This window comes from Photobacterium sp. GB-72, from assembly GCF_003026095.1.
Taxonomy (GTDB): Bacteria; Pseudomonadota; Gammaproteobacteria; order Enterobacterales; family Vibrionaceae; genus Photobacterium.
On record NZ_PYNV01000001.1, the window covers coordinates 19,369 to 35,674 of the forward strand.

At 39.3% G+C, this 16,306-nt stretch carries 14 protein-coding genes; 7 read left to right on the forward strand and 7 right to left on the reverse strand.

Annotated features, from left to right (window positions below):
• Positions 1 to 172 precede the first annotated feature (172 nt).
• Positions 173 to 1,288: an anhydro-N-acetylmuramic acid kinase gene (locus tag C9J40_RS00115; protein ID WP_107205906.1), complete on the forward strand. Its 1,116-nt coding sequence runs from the start codon at positions 173 to 175 to the stop codon at positions 1,286 to 1,288.
• Between the two features lie 119 nt (positions 1,289 to 1,407).
• Positions 1,408 to 2,376 carry an LD-carboxypeptidase gene (locus C9J40_RS00120; protein ID WP_107245293.1) on the forward strand — a complete coding sequence of 323 codons (969 nt, stop codon included), beginning with the start codon at positions 1,408 to 1,410 and terminating at the stop codon, positions 2,374 to 2,376.
• A gap of 60 nt (positions 2,377 to 2,436) precedes the next feature.
• Here C9J40_RS00120 and def read toward each other — a convergent pair whose 3' ends face one another.
• The 3 genes from def to C9J40_RS00135 form a co-directional block, all read right to left on the reverse strand.
• Complete coding sequence (gene def, locus C9J40_RS00125; RefSeq protein WP_005367524.1) at positions 2,437 to 2,949, reverse strand: peptide deformylase; 513 nt, start codon at positions 2,947 to 2,949, stop codon at positions 2,437 to 2,439.
• A 187-nt stretch (positions 2,950 to 3,136) separates the two neighbouring features.
• Positions 3,137 to 5,014 carry an ATP-binding protein gene (locus C9J40_RS00130; protein ID WP_233217600.1) on the reverse strand — a complete coding sequence of 626 codons (1,878 nt, stop codon included), beginning with the start codon at positions 5,012 to 5,014 and terminating at the stop codon, positions 3,137 to 3,139.
• A gap of 152 nt (positions 5,015 to 5,166) precedes the next feature.
• The gene (locus C9J40_RS00135; RefSeq protein WP_233217601.1) at positions 5,167 to 6,057 is read right to left on the reverse strand and encodes a sulfurtransferase; all 891 of its coding nucleotides are present in this window, start codon (positions 6,055 to 6,057) and stop codon (positions 5,167 to 5,169) included.
• A 342-nt stretch (positions 6,058 to 6,399) separates the two neighbouring features.
• Between C9J40_RS00135 and C9J40_RS00140 the strand changes: the two genes are divergently transcribed.
• Both C9J40_RS00140 and C9J40_RS00145 read left to right on the forward strand, forming a co-directional pair.
• Positions 6,400 to 6,681: a hypothetical protein gene (locus tag C9J40_RS00140; RefSeq protein ID WP_173425657.1), complete on the forward strand. Its 282-nt coding sequence runs from the start codon at positions 6,400 to 6,402 to the stop codon at positions 6,679 to 6,681.
• A gap of 121 nt (positions 6,682 to 6,802) precedes the next feature.
• Entirely contained in the window at positions 6,803 to 8,170 is a 1,368-nt protein-coding gene (locus C9J40_RS00145; RefSeq protein WP_107245295.1) for a DEAD/DEAH box helicase, read from the forward strand.
• A 103-nt stretch (positions 8,171 to 8,273) separates the two neighbouring features.
• Here C9J40_RS00145 and fruA read toward each other — a convergent pair whose 3' ends face one another.
• Genes fruA through fruB form a run of 3 tightly spaced genes read right to left on the reverse strand, consistent with a single transcriptional unit; the run spans position 8,274 to position 12,134 of the window.
• A complete protein-coding gene (gene fruA / locus C9J40_RS00150) occupies positions 8,274 to 10,013 on the reverse strand; it encodes a PTS fructose transporter subunit IIBC (RefSeq protein ID WP_107245296.1) in 1,740 nt (579 codons plus the stop codon).
• 40 nt (positions 10,014 to 10,053) lie between these two features.
• On the reverse strand, positions 10,054 to 11,004 hold the full coding sequence (gene pfkB, locus C9J40_RS00155; protein ID WP_107245298.1) for a 1-phosphofructokinase: 951 nt from the start codon (positions 11,002 to 11,004) through the stop codon (positions 10,054 to 10,056).
• A gap of 11 nt (positions 11,005 to 11,015) precedes the next feature.
• Complete coding sequence (gene fruB, locus C9J40_RS00160; RefSeq protein WP_107245299.1) at positions 11,016 to 12,134, reverse strand: fused PTS fructose transporter subunit IIA/HPr protein; 1,119 nt, start codon at positions 12,132 to 12,134, stop codon at positions 11,016 to 11,018.
• Between the two features lie 306 nt (positions 12,135 to 12,440).
• On the opposite strand from fruB, the gene cra reads away from it, so the two are divergent.
• The 3 genes from cra (at position 12,441) to C9J40_RS00175 (ending at position 15,108) form a co-directional block, all read left to right on the forward strand.
• On the forward strand, positions 12,441 to 13,424 hold the full coding sequence (gene cra, locus C9J40_RS00165; RefSeq protein WP_107245301.1) for a catabolite repressor/activator: 984 nt from the start codon (positions 12,441 to 12,443) through the stop codon (positions 13,422 to 13,424).
• 140 nt (positions 13,425 to 13,564) lie between these two features.
• Positions 13,565 to 14,614, forward strand: a complete 1,050-nt coding sequence (locus tag C9J40_RS00170; protein ID WP_107205897.1) for an FUSC family protein — start codon at positions 13,565 to 13,567, stop codon at positions 14,612 to 14,614.
• A 119-nt stretch (positions 14,615 to 14,733) separates the two neighbouring features.
• Positions 14,734 to 15,108, forward strand: a complete 375-nt coding sequence (locus C9J40_RS00175) for a hypothetical protein (RefSeq protein WP_107205896.1) — start codon at positions 14,734 to 14,736, stop codon at positions 15,106 to 15,108.
• Positions 15,109 to 15,205: 97 nt separating this feature from the next.
• Here the strand turns inward: C9J40_RS00175 and C9J40_RS00180 are convergent, their stop codons facing one another.
• Entirely contained in the window at positions 15,206 to 16,090 is an 885-nt protein-coding gene (locus C9J40_RS00180; protein ID WP_107245302.1) for a putative PEP-binding protein, read from the reverse strand.
• Positions 16,091 to 16,306: the final 216 nt, after the last annotated feature.

Genomic DNA, 16,306 nt, shown 5'->3' on the forward strand with positions numbered 1-16,306 from the left:
CGACACTCCGTCGGCTGTTTCTTAGATCAATTTCAAAACCTTTTGGGCTATTCGCCTATATTTTGGTTTCACTTTTAAAATATATGCAAAGCACTTCGTTAAAATCTATTTAATTATGAAACAGTAAGCTCTAAAGTATGGCTACAGCCTTGTAATATGTATGGAATTTGCGATGGAAAAGTATATTGGCCTAATGTCTGGCACTAGCATGGACGGTGTTGATGCTGTGTTGGTTGAAATAGATAACACTAAAATCACCCTATTAGGCAATTATGACCACCCAATGCCGAGTGATTTAAAGCAAGCATTACTCGACGTTTGTATTGGACAGTCAACCAATCTCCTAGCCATTGGCGAGCTTGATCACCGTTTAGGCCATTTATTTGCAGATGCAGTAAATGGATTACTTGAGAAAACAGCTACCTCAGCAGAGAGTATCAAAGCCGTTGCCAGTCACGGTCAAACCGTTTTCCATGCTCCCGATTCACCCTATCCTTTTACCATGCAATTAGGTGACGCCAATATCATCGCTGCTAACACAGGGATTACTACCGTTGCTGATTTTCGCCGTAAAGACATGGCATTTGGCGGTCAAGGTGCGCCATTAGTGCCTGCATTCCACCAGCAACTATTTAGCGATAAAAACATTAATCGTGTCATTTTAAACATTGGCGGTATTTCCAATATAACCGTTCTGACACCGAATAAACCCGTAATAGGTTTTGATACTGGTGTTGGCAACATGTTAATGGATGCATGGATCAACCTACACCTTCAACAAAGCTATGATAAAAATGCACAGTGGGCATTATCAGGAAAGGTTAACTCAAAGCTATTAGCTAACCTACTCAGCGAACCTTACCTATCACTATCTGCACCGAAAAGTACTGGACGAGAATTGTTTAACTTGCCTTGGTTAGAGCAACATTTATCAGGTTTAACCATTAAGCCTGAAGATGTACAGGCAACCTTAGCGGAATACACTGCAGTAACCATTGCCAACGATGTAAGAAAAACAGCGCAAGATACGCCCGATAACATGCCTAATGAGTTATTAGTGTGTGGTGGCGGAGCCCATAACCCATTAATAATGCGTCGTTTAACAGAACTGCTAATTGATTGGACAGTGACGACCACCAATGAGCGTGGTGTCGATAGCGATAACATGGAAGCAATGGCATTTGCATGGCTTGGCTATCGCACGCTACATGGATTATCAGGTAATTTACCCGAAGTAACTGGCGCATCACGATTAACCACATTAGGTGCAATTTACCCTGCGCCGTGATTTCTGACGCTGACCTAAAATAACGAAGAAACAATCTGTTATACTCATTGCCATCTTTAAAAACCACGCTTTTCAGTGGTTTTTAACATGGCACACGCTAAATTGAAGACAGATCTAATATGAATACAATGAACAATAATGCGTTAGATTCCGATCATATTTGCGCAAAAGATTTGAACCAAATCGCCCTAATTTCATGTTCAACTCAATATGATGAACAAAGCGTCAATAACGTGGTTGATACTTTTATTGCCCATGGTTACATGGTTACCACCAAATATTTAAACCAAGTGATTTCCGACATCGGTTATGTGAATACAGATCAAGAACGAGCAAATAACCTTATTGCCGCTTTACTGGATCCTACGATTGATGTCCTATGGTTCTTCCGTGGTGGTGGTGGCGCGTTAAACCTCTTGCCATTTTTGCACGCTTACAAGACACAGTTGCAGGAAATAAAACCAAAAATGATTGTTGGTTTTAGCGATGTTACAGCTATCCATAGTTTTATTAATAACGAATTAGGCTGGCAATCAGTCCATGCTGTGAACGCCTCAACCAATCAAGCGACCAACGGCGGTAATGAGCAACCTATTCCTGATTTAAAAACCTTAATAAATGACGGGGTGAGCTACAACAACGTATTGCCTCTCAATGATTTAGCTAAGAGCGCATCTGTATCGGGTCAGCTTATCGGTGGTAATCACACATTAGTTTCAGCCACCTTTGGCACACATTACCAACCTGATTTTTCAAATAAAGTCCTACTGCTGGAAGATATTGGCGTTACTTACCGCCAGCTTGATCGCTATCTTCAGCAATTACTGTTCTTAAAAGACTTTGACGTTAATGCGATTGTGTTTGGTCAGTACTACAACATGGATCCTAACGATCAAGACCGTCTAATGTATAAACATGTGCTTGAACAATTTGCTAAACAACTTGGCAAACCCGTGTATTACTTCCCTTTTATCGGTCACGGTAAATATAACCAACCGGTTATTTTTGGTCGTCAAGTTTCGTTACAGCGTCACGAATTAAACGAGTATGGTATGCCATCTGATTACTGTAATTTGACGCAAAATTAAGACATAAAAAAACGGTGAGAGGCTATCAACCTTTCACCGTTTTTTCTAAGCGAGAGTGAATTACTTCGCTTGTGCCTTCAAGAATTTCTTCACTTTCTTCATTGCCATTTGGCGCTTAAGAGGTGATAGATAATCAATGAATAGAATACCTTTTAGGTGATCAATTTCATGCTGTAATGCGATAGCAAGGAAATCATCACGCTCAAGGTGAATATCATTACCATCACGATCAAGCGCTGTTAATTCGATTTTTTCAAAACGCTCTACATCTGCGTAGTAATCAGGAACAGATAGACAACCTTCTTGACCAACAACAGGATTTTCACCACGAACAATCTTAGGGTTTACGAATACCTGTGGCTCGTTGCGCTCTTCAGATAAGTCGATAACAATGATAGATTCTTTACGGCCAACTTGAGGTGCCGCTAAACCGATACCATTACCCGTTTCGTACATGGTATGAAGCATGTCATCAATCAGCGTTTGAATGTGCTCAGCTTTCACGTCTACAACATCTTCTGCTTGAACGCGTAGCTTTGGATTTGGTTCGGTTAAAATTTCTAAAACTGCCATTTTCTCTCTACTTACTTAATGGTGTTAAATACCTTGCTGGGTCGTAACTTATCAGATAGGCGCTAACTCTCAAAGTGATAATTCATATCGATACTTTATGACTAATAAATTACAGAAAATAGCGTGTAAAAAACAATCGTTTTTTTCAATTAGACTGATAGGCAGTATTAATAGGTAGGATAATTTTTTAAATATTGGCAGCCCAATATTCACCATGTTCATTATCAAATGCACGTAGTAAGCTTTTATAAAGCATGATTTTTTCAATCGGTTTCGATACATAATCATCCATACCGACACTTAAACAACGTTTCTTCTCTTCCTCCATGACGTTTGCTGTTAAGGCTATGATGATAGGTCGAGACATTGACGGCATCTTTCTAATTAATTCTGTCGCCTCTAATCCCCCCATATTAGGCATTTGACAATCCATTAATATCACATCGGCGGTATTTTCTATCATATACTCAACCGCCTGTACCCCGTCATTAACAATGGTGATGTTTTTCAAACCAAATGCTGTTAAAAATGCCTTAATTAATTGTTGATTAACCATACTGTCTTCAACCACTAAAATCTTACGATCTTCATACATGCTAAGATTAGTGATTAATGCATGATCTTCGCCATTTTCATTTCTCTGAATATCCGATTGTTTTAGTGGAATATCGAACCAAAACTCTGTGCCATTACCAATCGTACTTTCAACCTGTAATTTTGCTGACATTAATCGACATAAGCTGTTAGATATAGATAAACCAAGCCCTGTTCCACCAAATTGGCGAGAAATAGAGCCATCAGCTTGGGTATAAGAATCAAAGATAAATGCGAGTTTTTCTTCAGCAATGCCAATCCCCGTATCTTTCACTTTAAAGCGCAGCCATTGAATATGTTTATCGTTATATTTTTTTAATTCTTCGCACTGCTGCTCAGGCGGTTCTCGCTTTTCAACCACTAATGTCACAGAGCCTGTATGGGTAAATTTAACCGCATTACCAATAAGATTAATCAGAATTTGTCTTAATCGACCTTCATCTGCAGTATAGCTATCTGCCAACCCCTCACCTATTTCTGTTGATAATTGTATTTTTTTTATCTTGGCTTGATGGATAAATGGAGTCGCACAGCTATGCACAAACGGCTTTAAATTAAATGGCGTCATGTGTAATTCCACATTACCCGACTCTAGTTTAGAGTAATCCAATATTTCATTAATAATAACTAACAATGAATAAGCCGACTCTTTGATATAACCAATCTGCCGTTGTGATTCTTGATCTAAATTTCGCTCTTCTAAGCATTGTACAAAGCCAAGGACTCCATTCATTGGCGTTCTTATTTCATGGCTCATATTCGCCATAAATTCGGCTTTTATTTTTATTGCTTCGCTTAAATCGTTGGCCTGCTCTCGTAATTTTCTATTTAAGCCTTGTAGCTTGCTTTCCGTATTGTAAATACACTCATCAGCTTTTTTTAATTCACTGGCTAATAATGACACCTCCCCTTCTGCATCTTCAACTTCCGCAATATTCACACCACCCGAACCAATTTTAGGAAGTTGACCAATCAAAAACGTTAGTGGTCTTGTCACTTTGCGGTACATGTACACTAAAATAAAGATAATAAAAAACAAGAACGGGAGAATAAAAACAAAAAGCTGTATTAATATCGTCCGAATAATGTCAGCCGAACTGTAATATATAACGTAATTAAAAATATTATCGCCATTAAAAGATACTGGATAAGTAAGGGTATAGTTCCCATCATAAATAGATAAACCAGGGGCTTGTGCTAATGGTGTATAAGTGTTGCCATCATTCTTCTCATAAAAATGGATTAAATCCCCATCTAAATCATACAATGATAAAGAGAGTATTTTTTTATGGGTTTCCAATGAGCGATTTAATTCTATCGACGTTTCTGTATCTTTATAAATAGCGGCATCAATGATTAATGGTGAAAAGGTATTCATCATTACTTTAATGTCTTTGACGACTCGCTGGGTATTGTTGTAATAACTAATATATAGCGCGGTTAACATCACACACAGTAGAACACTGCTCATTACCAGCGCTATTTTACTGAATAAACTCGTTTTATGGTACAAATGATGCACATCAATATCATGTGATATCTTGGCGTTTAATCGCTCATTCTTTCCATTTTTAAGACAATTATCGTCCAATTTATTTTTCATCATTAACCCTTTAGATAATATTACTTCTCTATGGGTAGTCCTTTTGCAGACCAATCTAACCATGAACCATCATAATGAGCGACATTAAATCCAGCTTGTTTAAATAAGAAATAAGATAACGTTGAAGCCGTACCTTTATTACAGTATGTAATTGTTTTCTTGTTATTATCTAATTTACTTAATATGTCAGACAATTCTGATTTAGGTTTTAAGATTTTTTGACCATCTGCATTAGTCGTAAAAAACTCATTCAACTCGATATATTTAGCTTTAGGTATTCGACCATATTTATCAGTCACGGATTTTTTCCCTAAATATTCATCATATGTGCGGCTATCATAAAGCTCATAATTAGGGTTATGGACAGCGACTTTTGCTACTGTCGTACTCGCATAAATATTCGATTTTAAGACAGGAACAAAATCAGACTTAGGTAATCTATTTGCTGTTTGGGACAAAGCATTATGTTGTTGCCATGCATTCAATCCGCCATTGAGTATGGCGACATTTTTCACACCATATAGCTCTAATACCCAAAATAAGCGTGACGCATGCATAAGCTCACCTTGATCATAAACAATTATCTTGGTGTCTTTTGTTACCCCTTTTTTACGTAAAAGAGGGGCAATAGTGACCTTATTTTTAACGTAATACACACCGTCTTTGATAACGTAAGTATCATCCACAGGAAAACTGATTGCGGTAGGTATATGGCCTTTATCATAATCTTCTTTCGCACGGGCATCGAAAATCACAACAGGCTGTTTATCTGCAATCTGCGCTTTTAACCAATCAGGCTCTGCGACCATATCTTGCTGTGCAAAGGCATTACTACTCAATAACGCCCAAGTCATAAACATAAAAGATGCTACGAATTTCGAGAGATCTCGCCTTTGAATCATTCTTGCCATCCTTATCACCCTGCAATACTGAATTTTATCAACACACAATCAAGTGACTTACCTAAAAACAGAGCAATTAACCAGCCAATTTATCAAACAGGCAACTTATTGATTTATCAGGTAATTAAGTCTTATTAATTAAAACTGTTATTCTCAAAATGCATTTTGCAAAGCATATTTGCGCTTTATGGCTAATTTTTTAGACATGATCATTGAATAAAAATAGTGTTTTATATCAATATGATATTTATCTATATCTTCGTTTTATTACCTTTCATAAGTATAGGATGATTACCAATAGATATTTGTTTTATGCTGTTTTAGAATATTATTTTATCGGAAGTCTTTATGATGAATAAGAAGCCCGACCGTAAAACGGCGATGTTGAGTATAATCAGCCAAGTAAAAGAACAATTTCCTCTTTATGATGAAAGTACGTTTGTCTGTGGCCCTGATAACAAATGCGTCGGTTGTCCTAAAAAATTGTTAGAGCTCGTTGATACTGATTTAACCTATTGGGAATCCGCTATTTCACGAGGTGAAACACCGCAATTTGATGAGATCCGTCGATTTGGCAAACTTTGTAATAATGTCCGCCGCGCATTAGTGAGAAACAACATCATTAGTAACTAGTTGCTTTTGTCTTCTCTGCCTGACTACATACAGCTGATTGTTAAGCGTGGTATAATATGTACGTATTTGCGTTAGTTAGTGCTCCGCATTAGCTATTTAATGATTTATTTTGAGATTCTACATGCCATTCTCTAAGCTTGGATTAAACGATTCTATCGTTAAAGCCGTAACCGAAATGGGTTACACCTCTCCTACTCCTATTCAAGAAAAAGCCATTCCTGTTGCACTAACCGGTAAAAACTTGATGGCAGCAGCACAAACAGGTACGGGTAAAACCGCCAGTTTTGTACTGCCTATTCTACAAATGCTAGATGATGGCACCAAAGTTCGCGCAAAACGTATACGTGCGCTCATTCTTGCGCCTACACGTGAATTAGCCGTTCAAGTAGAAGACAATATTAAGCAATACAGTAAGCACTTAAATTTAACGTCAATGGCAATGTACGGTGGTGTTGATTACGAACCACAGAAACGTCGCTTAATTGAAGGTGTTGATATTCTTGTCGCCACTCCCGGTCGTCTATTAGATATGTACACTAAGCGTGCAATCCACTTTGATGCCATTGAAATTCTTGTACTTGATGAAGCTGACCGTATGTTAGATATGGGCTTTATTGAAGACATTAATAAGATTGTTGAGCGTTTACCTGTTGATCGTCAAAACATGCTGTTCTCTGCAACGCTTTCTGATCAAGTACGCTTTCTTGCAAAAACAGCGGTGCGTAATCCCATTGAAATCTCAGTTGCAAAAGATGCTTCTGCTGATCCAAAAATCGATCAATGGCTTGTTACTGTTGATAAAGACATGAAATCAGCACTGCTGAGCCATTTGATCCAAGAACAAAAGTGGGATCAAGCATTAATCTTTATCGAAACTAAACATGGTGCAGCAAAACTGGTTACCCAATTAGAAAAGCGTGGCATTTCCGCTGAGTCTTTCCACAGTGGTCGTAGCCAAGCCGTACGTTCTCAATTACTGGAAGATTTTAAAAACGGTAAATTGCAATATCTTATTGCCACTGGCGTCGCTTCGCGTGGTATCGATATTGAGCAACTGACTCGTGTTGTTAACTACGATCTGCCGTTCCCACCAGAAGAATATGTTCACCGTATTGGTCGTACGGGTCGTGCAGGAGCATCGGGGGAAGCGATTTCATTTGTTTCACGCGATAACTTTAAAAATCTATGCATGATTGAAAGCCTACTTGGTCATTTGATCACACGTAAAGAAATCGAAGGTTTTGTTCCGAAAAAAGACGTACCGGTTTCGGTTTTAAACTATAAGCCTAAGTTTAAAAAACCAATGACATCTCGTGACGGTGATAGCGAAAATTCTGAGCGTAAACCTCGTCGCGATACACGCTCGAAAAACAATGCGCCACGTGGTGAAAATACAAAATCAACTAAGCCTAAACGTCGTAAACCAATTACTGATCGTGATACGGGCATTCCACGTAACCCACGAAATAAAGCGAAACCTGCTCAGTAAACACAACGTTAAACTTTAAGCAAAAAAATGGCGAGATGGACTGAATATACTTTCTAATAAAGTGTATTCAATACATCCCGCCATTTTTATATCTGTCGTTATATTACGCTTTTGCTGTATCTAGTTCTGTTGCCGAGTTTTGCTCTGGACGCTTTAATATCGCGTAAGAAATACCCGTTACTAATGTACCTGCAATAATTGCAACAAGGTAAAGTAGTGGCGGTGTGATGGCGTTAGGGATCAACAGTACAAACAGACCACCATGTGGAGCCATTAGTTTTGCACCAAATAACATCGACAATGCGCCTGTTAATGCGCCACCTAGCATACAACATGGAATCACACGCATAGGATCGCGCGCTGCAAATGGAATCGCACCTTCAGAGATAAAGCATAAACCTAATACGAAAGAGGCTTTACCCGCTTCATTTTCACTTGCTGCAAATTTACGTTTTGCAAGGAACGTTGCTAAACCCATGCCCATTGCTGGTACCATACCTGCAGCCATTACCGCAGCCATTGGCGCATAAGTATGTGACGCTAATAAACCCACACCAAAGGTGTAAGCTGCTTTATTCACTGGCCCACCAAGGTCAAAACACATCATACAACCTAAAATCACACCTAAAAGCACAGCATTTGCAGAGCCCATTGTATTTAGGAAGTGGGTTAATCCTTCCATTGCTGCCGATACTGGACCACCAACAATGTAGATCATTACAAGACCGGTAATTAAACTCGCCACCAGCGGAATGATTAAAATAGGTTTTAATGCATCCATTGATTGTGGCAGTTTCACTTTTTCGGCTAAGAATTTTGCACTGTAACCTGCGAGGAAACCTGCAACAATACCGCCTAAGAATCCCGCACCTGTCGCACTTGCTAACATACCGCCAATTAAGCCAGGTGCTAGACCCGGGCGATCTGCAATGGAGAAAGCGATAAAGCCAGCTAATACAGGAACCATCAATGCAAAGGCAGATTCACCACCAATTTTCATTAAGGCCGCCGCTAATGTGCCCTGCTCTTTAAATGCCTCGATACCAAAAACAAACGACAGTGCAATAGACAAACCACCGGCAACAACTAATGGCAACATGTAAGATACACCTGTCATTAAGTGTTTATAAACGCCTGCTTTTTCTTCTTTCTTCTCGCTATTTTCTTTAACGGTATGTGTATAAGGCGTTGCTTGTTCAAACGCCTTCTCTATTTCTTGGGCTGTTTTCTTTAGTGCCAATCCAGTACTGGTTTTATACAGTGCTTTGCCATTAAAACGCGATAAGTCGACATCAATGTCGGCGGCGATAATCACTAAGTCAGCAGCTTCAATTTCATCGGCTGTTAACTGGTTTTTAGCACCAACTGAACCACGTGTTTCAACTTTAATCTCATAACCTTGACGTTTAGCTTCGGTCTCTAGCGCTTCAGCTGCCATAAACGTATGCGCAACACCTGTTGGGCACGCGGTGATTGCGACAATCTTTTTCTTGGTCGATATCGCTTGAGTTGCCACACTTTCAACCGTCAGTTCTGATGCCAATTCAACCGCTTTTTGTAGCCACGCGGTTGGGTTTTCCATGCAAGCGGTAACATCTGCACGAAAGACTCGCTTACCAACAAAACGTTGCTCATCAATGGCGAGATTTTCATTAGCGGCAATCACAATACAGTCAGCTTGTTCGATCTGTAGTTGTGTCAGCATATTGGTTGCTTTTAACGATGTATGGCGCTCAATATTGGCTTGCCATTTTAATTCGGCGGCGGCTTTTTCAAGTAAACCGGCAGCAATTAAGCTTGTTGCGATACCGCTTGGACATGCGGTAATAATACTAATATTCATTATTCGACCTCTGCACTTTTCACGTTATATTTTTATGTTGTTATGAAAGCTGAACGTTTTCTTCGATTGCTTTGACTGCGTTTATATCATCAACGCCAACACCCACTTGTGTGACCGCATACGCTGATAGCGCCGTTGCAAAACGTAATGTCTCTGATTTTGTCCAATGCTGTAGATGCCCCCAACACATACCTGCAACTAAGGTATCACCTGCACCAACAGTACTAACTACCGTCATTTTAGGCGGCTCGGCACGTAACCAACCTTCATGATTGCGCCACATCACTCCTTTCGCACCCAGTGACACCACTACATTTTCAATGCCTTTAGTAGCAAGCTGCTCTGCCACTTCAATGATTTCTTCATCGCTGTGTAATTCGCATTTTGCCCAGTCCGCTAATTCTTCATCATTCGGTTTAACCAGCCATGGTTTTGCGTCTAACCCTTCAGCAAAAGCCGCTTTACTGCTATCAAACAACACCTGCTTACCTTGCTGTTGAAGTTGCTCAATCCATTTCGCACATTGCTGGGTTGAAATTCCACGGGGTAAACTACCTGCGATAACAAAAACGTCATGGCTATTTGCCAGTTCAAATAATGTCGCTTCAAATTTCGCAATGTCAGTAGCATTTACTTCAACACCGGGGAAGTTTATGTCGCTTACTCGCCCATCTTGCTCAACCAATTTAACGTTAATACGTGTTGCGCCTGCGACCCTGACAAATTTATCAGTAACACCGATCTGTTCAAATAACTGACAAAAACCGTCTTGATTTTCACGGCCTAATAATCCCGTTACCGTTACTTCCGCACCTAATTCCGCGAGTACTTTTGCAACATTAACGCCTTTACCTGCTGGATGAAGTGAACCTGAATCCACCACATTTACCGTACCGGCAGTAAGAGATGATAGGTGCCCAGTTAGATCCAAAGCAGGATTTAACGTCACGGCGACAACTTTAAGTGACGGTTTAATTTCTGTTTCGCTCATTATTTTCACCCTTAAAGTTTCTCGCCTAAACCATCGGCAATAGCTTGTCCGATCGCCGTTAGTGCTTGTTCAGCATCACTACCACTGGCTGTAAATTTCAATTCGTTACCACATTTAACACCAAGCCCAATCACTTTCATTAAGCTCTTTGCATTAACCGCTTTGCTGCCGCCAGAAACATTAACGACTTGTATATCTGCATCAAACTTCTTGGTGGTATTAACCAGCATTGCCCCCGGACGAGCATGTAAGCCATGCGGGTTTTTAATCGTAAATATTGCGCTATTGCCTTCTAATTGAGTTTGAGAAAGCACTGCACACATTTGCTCTGGGCTTGATGACAAAAACGCATCAACCGTTTGGCTATAAATCAGCTGAGTGAGTCGTTCAATATTGGCAATATAGCTACTGTTTTTCGCCGCAATAACAATTACCCCTTTAACTGGATGATTGTGCTCTTTAAAGATTACTGATGGTGTCACAATAGCAATCGCTGTTCGCTCAACCTCTTGATTGCAACTTATTAACCACAATCCCTGACCTAAGTAACTCGGCTCTTTTGCGACAACATCCGCCACCATTTGCTTGCTCGCAAAGCCTTGATGCTTTATTAAACCGGCAGCAACCGCACTTAGCTGTAATAAATCAGTTGCTGGAAAATCTTTTAAAACAAGTTGAGCATTGCATTCTGCTTCCGATTGCTCTGAACCCATTAAAATCGTAATAACTTCATCTGCTGAATCACAACGCTTTAATTTCTCATCGATACCATCTGCTGACAGCACTTTGGTTAATTGCTTTAAAATCTCAAGGTGCTCATCGGATTTAGCAGCGATCCCAATGGCTAAATAAACAGTTTGCCCCTCGCCCCAGTCTACGCCTTGAGGAAAATGATGAACCTTTACACCGGTTTTATTAACAAGATTTCGCGTCTCTGTTGTACCGTGTGGGATAGCTATACCATTACCAAGATAGGTTGAGTTTTGGGCTTCACGCGCCAACATACCATTGACGTATCCCGTTTTAACTAAGCCTTCTGACTCTAACTCTGATGCCAGTACTTTGATTGCATCTTGTTTATTGTTTGCTGATTTACGCAAAGCAATATCGTGTTTTGATAATGACAACATCTCTAACTCCGATAGTATCGAATCTTATTCATATTGGCTGAATCGTTTCAGCAAATGGGCAAATTAAAAGTTTCAGTCGAATTATGGGAACATTTTATACCTATAGATTCTGCTGAAACCTTTCAGCTTGAATACTGAATCGTTTCAGCTTAAATTACAATTGATCAACGCATAGCGATTATTAGATCTATGATGAGACGCACAAATTGGCCTTAAATCTATATCTAATGTTATGAAATAAGGATAGGAATTGCTATTTATAGCAAAACGCGCTGAGAAAACAGCTTTAAATGGAAGTATCAACTGATGACATTGAATGAAATTGCCAAGCTTGCTGGTGTATCAAGAACCACAGCTAGCTATATTATTAACGGTAAAGCTGAGCAATATCGAATCAGTAACAAGACACAACAAAAAGTCCTCGCTGTGGTTAATGCGCACAATTATCGCCCCAATCACGCGGCGTCTTCCCTTCGTGCAGGAAGTAGTCAATCGCTAGGTTTGATCATCCCCGATCTCGACAATACGAGCTATGCAAAGATTGCTAAGTTACTAGAGTTGAATGCTAGAACTGCAGGTTATCAAGTTATTATCTCGTGTAGTGATGATGATCCTGTCACTGAAGTAGACGTCGCAAATCTATTATTAAGTCGTAAATTAGACGCACTTATTGTTGCGAGTGCCCTTCCTGCTGATAATGAGTTTTACAAAAAAGTACAGGCAAAAGGTACCCCAGTTATCGCCATTGATCGCGCGTTAGATGACGAATACTTTGCATCCGTTATCAGTGAAGATCTTGATGGTGCCTATGCATTAACGAACGCATTGTTAGATCAATCTATTTCATCGATCGGCTTAATTGGCGCCGTCGCGGAACTGGGTGTTTCTATTGAGCGAGAGCAAGGTTTTCAAGCTGCAATCAACAATCACCCTAAAACAATGAATGTTAGCCTTGCCTATGGTGAGCAATTTAGCCAACACCATGGTGCACTAATTGCTCAACAATGGATTGATGAAAACTGTTTTCCTGAAGCTATCCTTGCCACTTCTTATACCTTGTTTGAGGGTATTCTAGATTGTTTGTTAAAGTATCCCGATGTAATGGCAAAAACATACTTGGCAACCTTTGGTGATAATCGATTACTTGATTTTTTACCCAATAAAATCCAATCACTCCCACAGCAATTCGATTTAATTGCTGATCATGCGCTACAACTCGCCCTCTCTGCAATTCAAGGTCATTATCAGCAAGGCGTTGAAGTCGTACCAAGAAAAGTGATCCGCCGATAAATAAATATCCATTACAAAATAACAGCATAATTTTTAGTAACCCGTTAGATACCCGATACCTACAACACATAAATAGGTGGATAGACTATGATTTTAATCGCATAATCACAGCAAGTAATTACCTAACTTTATGGCACGCTATGTATCTTCGTTTTAAAAATTTGCTGTTAACGCACGCACAATTTTCTCATGCCCTTCGTGTCACTATGGCTATCGCATTTAGCTTGGTCTTTTATCACTTTATTCCAGTACCTCATTCAATGTGGGGACCAGTCACAGTCGCAGTGGTGTTAATGCAGCCTTATGCAGGCGTGATCAAACAAAAAGGCTTTCAACGTGTAGGTGGAACATTACTCGGCGCCATTTTAGGTTTAGTTACTGTCTTTTTTCCACAAAACCTCGTTGCATTTATTCCTATTTGGATACTAACCTGGTGTTTTTTACTGTCGCTTAAGTCACATGGTAAAAATACATATATCTTTTTCTTAGCCGTAATGACGCTGATCATCGTGGCATATCAAGGTAACAGTGCCCAAGAAGTCTCTGTTGCATTATGGCGAGTCACTAATATCATTATTGGTAGTTTGATCGCGATGTCTTTTTCAATGCTCTTCCCTATTCGCGCTAAATATTCATGGGATATGCTATTTAATCAAAACATGCATGATTTACGTCAGCTTTATCAAGCACATGCATCAGCCCATATACCAAGTATTAAGATCCTAGCGCGGATCAAAAACCAAGTGAATGAACGCCAAATAAAAATGATTAGTTTGCTGGCGAATGTACAAAAGGAAAACCCAAAGTCAACAGGACACTATAAAGCGATTGTAACGATTCAAAGTTCAATGATTAGCTTAATTGAACAACTCATCGAAACCCATTGGAGCTCAGATATCGGTCGCCGTAAGTTATTAGAGCAAACAGGATTGAAAAACTATCAGCAGCAAATAGTGTTGATTTTAAATCAATTAGCCGATGATAAAGATCTTAATATTGAACTGCCGGACATTCATCAACTAAAACAGATGGCATTACAAATATCACAACCAAAAGACTCGATTTTATTGGGCCCTTATGGTTATCTATGGCTAACACGTCAATTGGTTTATCGTTTAGATGAGTTAATTGTGCAATTGAAATTAATTAAGAATACAAAACCTTATCATGATGATACGAATGGTGAATAATCGGTTTTGATAACAATTTTGACACTTGCATTATGTCTAAAAGAAAGAAATGCCAAACGGTAAACAACAACGTAAACTGACTCAATAATATATTTACAGCTATGTCGGGAGAATCAGCAATGACTCATAAAACGAAAACAATGGAAGTACCTGTAGCCATCGCCGATCGAGTACAGGCTTTAATTGATGCTTTTGAAGCCAAACAAAAGTTTAATGCTAAGCAGAAAGAAATAGTAAACAACTTCCTTGCTATGGATGGTTTGAGTTGTGAAATGGCCGTTTATAGCCTACCTCAAGCAGAATTAATGGATACATTACGCTTTGCTTATGAGCTCTCAGGTACGAACAGTAAATTTGTCACCAGTATTTTGACGCTAACCCGTGAAAACCCGAAAAAAGTTTTATCTGACGCTCAACGCGCTTCAGCAAAAAGCTTGTTATTTAACCTAATCAACGATCCTTCTGTTGTTTCTGCTATGCAAGAAATGGATTAATTCAGCCTATTCTCTTTATAAAATACAAAATATAACGGCATGGTTAAAATTAACCATGCCGTTTTTAATTCTATAGCACTAACTATTTAGCATTAGCTCAACATATAACGTGAGTGACACCTTGCTCTTGTAACCATGAACTAAAACGTGGTGAGTCTTCAATAAAACGACTGTATACCAAGCACGGCTTATTCGAGTTTCCAACCGAGGTTAATAACATTTTCACTAACAAAAGTAGCGCGTCGTTTTGTGCATCCGACATGTAGTTTAACGATGTATTCTCAATATCTTGACCAAGAGTAAATTGCGCTAATTGTTCAACATCAACAATAAAACCATCAAAATACTGCAAGAATGTTTCTGCTAATAATGCATTAGAAGGGACACTACACATCATAAAGACTTTTAAATCATCAGCACCGCGACATAATCCTTGCTCAGCCAATAAATCAATCACTGTTGCCGCTTCACTGAACGTACGAACAAACGGTACAACAAGTTCGATATTTTTCGCATCAAGGCGTGCGCGTTTAATCGCTTCACATTCTAGCTCAAACTCTTTTCGGTAATCGGCATGACCTAGTCGAGATGCACCACGTAATCCCATTGCTGGGTTAATTTCGTCTGGCTCTACTTCCGCACCTAATAAATGGCTACGAGAATATGAGTTATCACTGGTTAAACATACTTTTAACGGCGCATCACCTTGTGTGGCTGCCGCTGCAATTAATAACTGGCTAAGTTTGGTTACAAATAACTCAGCGACAGGCGTTTGATTATCGGCTTCTAGCGCATCAAAAATAGCCGCTGTCGTTTCAGTAGAAAGTGATTCATGCTTTGTAACAGCACAAGGGTGAACACCAATATCATGAGCAATAAGATCATCGAGTGAGACAATCCCCACCTCACCACTTTCAAGTCCAGTTAACTGCACTGATGACGTCAACATTGCAGTTAACGTTAATTCATTTTCAGTTGTCATAAAACACCAATACTTCCTTGTTAATAAGACGAGTATTTAAATAAATCGTCATCTAAACCCTGTGTATTCAAAAATACATTAAACACCATTACTGTATATCGACCTTACTTTGTGTTGAATTATGAGGCAAGAACTAAAGCTAATTACTGATAACTTATTCATATCAATCAAACTTTAAAGTTAGATCATTTCTTGATTACAAAATCATCATTAGTT